Annotated in this window: 2 protein-coding genes; both read right to left on the bottom strand. The window is 44.7% G+C overall.

The features are described 5' to 3' along the window. Positions 1-237 precede the first annotated feature (237 nt). Positions 238-420, bottom strand: a complete 183-nt coding sequence (locus tag F6K53_RS44600) for a hypothetical protein (protein WP_293087429.1) — start codon at positions 418-420, stop codon at positions 238-240. 432 nt (positions 421-852) lie between these two features. Next, on the bottom strand, positions 853-1,041 hold the full coding sequence (locus F6K53_RS44595; RefSeq protein ID WP_293087426.1) for a chlorophyll a/b-binding protein: 189 nt from the start codon (positions 1,039-1,041) through the stop codon (positions 853-855). Positions 1,042-1,118 lie beyond the last annotated feature (77 nt).

The raw sequence follows: 1,118 nt of genomic DNA, 5'->3' as shown, positions 1-1,118 counted from the left end.
TCAGCCGAATTATAAAAGAAAGATTTGAAGAAGAGGGGATTGTGATCCCACTGCCTCAGCAGGAAATATACATCAGTGAAGCTATGGCTAAGCAAGACCTTCCCCGAGCAGGAAGTCATGGCCAGATAGCAAATCCAAAGCCCCATAGCTCTTTCCCCAACGGTAAGACAGCTTGAATCTGTAGACTTATCTGTAGAATGCCTACTTTCGTATAGCAGCGGTCCAAAATCTATCTAATTAACACAACTGATCCCAAATCCGGGTGCAATACTCTGGTTGAATTACCTTAATTAATTGATTTAATTCATTGCCAAGAGCCTTGAAGAGACCTAGCATGCTAGGTCTGTGACATACTCCCACACGCTCATCGTTCGCGTAGCGTGGCCTTTGGCCAAGATTACAGTGTGGGCTTCTTACCAACTCCAGCCATCGCTATCGGGCTTTGCCCGACGCTACGCGAACGGATACACGGTAAGCTTTATTAACGACACGGGATGCCCCTCCGCGCCGGAACAATACAATAAGTTCTATTTTTTAGGAACGTAGGTGGCTGACAAACCAGCATTTAAGGCCTTTGGCCACGCTACGCGAACGGCTTTGTTTATCAGTACAAATATTATAGCATTTTTATAATACCCTGTGCAAAAGAAGCCCCACAGCTAATGCTACGCATTAGCTGTGGGGCTTCTTTTGCCGGACAGCTAAATTTTTGTAGCCGTAATTGCCTCATCAGAGCAAGGAGGAAATCCCAGCATAGATAGTATAACCGTCAACGGTCAACCGTCAACAATCCTGATTGTAAGAGCAAATAAATCTCAAGCTCCTTATCATTATATAGTGGATGGAAATTCCTTAGAGTAGACCCAGCCAAGTCAACAAACCTTGACCAGTGAGCAACTCCAGTAACACGATACAAACTAAGGCAACCATCGCAAACCTGCCGTTGATTTGCTCAGCATAGGAAGTCCAACCAAAAGCTGGTTCGGGTTGCTTAAAAGACTCCTCAGATGATTCACTCTTATTGGGTGTTTCAGAACTCATGACTGATCAGATCCTTCAGACTCCAAATTTTTTACCGATTCAATTAGCGATCGCACTTGTGATGTTCCTGCTGATGG

It is taken from the genome of Moorena sp. SIO4A1 (assembly GCF_010672065.1).
GTDB lineage: Bacteria > Cyanobacteriota > Cyanobacteriia > Cyanobacteriales > Coleofasciculaceae > Moorena.
This window is presented reverse-complemented; position numbering and strand designations above follow the sequence as displayed.